Origin of the sequence: Lamprobacter modestohalophilus, from assembly GCF_016583905.1 — a bacterium.
GTDB classification, from domain to species: Bacteria; Pseudomonadota; Gammaproteobacteria; order Chromatiales; family Chromatiaceae; genus Lamprobacter; species Lamprobacter modestohalophilus.
Genome location: NZ_NRRY01000203.1, coordinates 1 through 544 on the forward strand (window position 1 = coordinate 1; position 544 = coordinate 544).

Here is a 544-nt window from a genome sequence, read left to right on the forward strand (position 1 = left end):
GCGGGTCAGCACATCGCCTTTGATCTCCGCATCGCTGCGCGGCGAGAGATCGTGCAAGGCATCGCGAAACTGCTCGAGCAGGACAACATCACCGAGCTTGAACATCGAACACCTCTTCCCATTCGACATCCTGGTCATCGCCGTCATCGGCAAAGCTCGCCCTGTCCAACGCTCGGAACGCCTCTTCGGATGTGCTTGGCGAGCGCTTCAGGGTTTCGGACGGGATTCCGGTGCGACCTTCGCGGTCGAGCACAACGATGAGGAGCTCGGTCTCTTCTGTCGCGGATAGGGGGGATAGTCGTTCGATGTTGCCGTTGCGATAGCGTGGTCTTCGCGCCTCGGGATTCATGGGTTCAGTGTCGCGCAAATCGTCGATCTCCTTGAGCAGGTGCATGACGTCAGCACGGGCAACGTCACGACGCGCGCGTTTGCCGCGTGTCGCTTGCAGCCAGACAGCACCATCGGCGTTGTCGGCAGCGGCGGTGGCGTCGATTTCGCGCCGTTGACTGTGCCTGGTCGGGACAGGAAAGCCGTTGATGGTCAC

The 544-nt window shown here is 61.2% G+C and carries 1 protein-coding gene; it reads right to left on the minus strand.

All coding sequences use genetic code 11. The features are described from left to right. Nucleotides 1–88: 88 nt before the first annotated feature. The coding region (locus CKO42_RS26880; RefSeq protein WP_200252926.1) for a hypothetical protein at nt 89–544 on the minus strand (456 nt) is incomplete at its 5' end.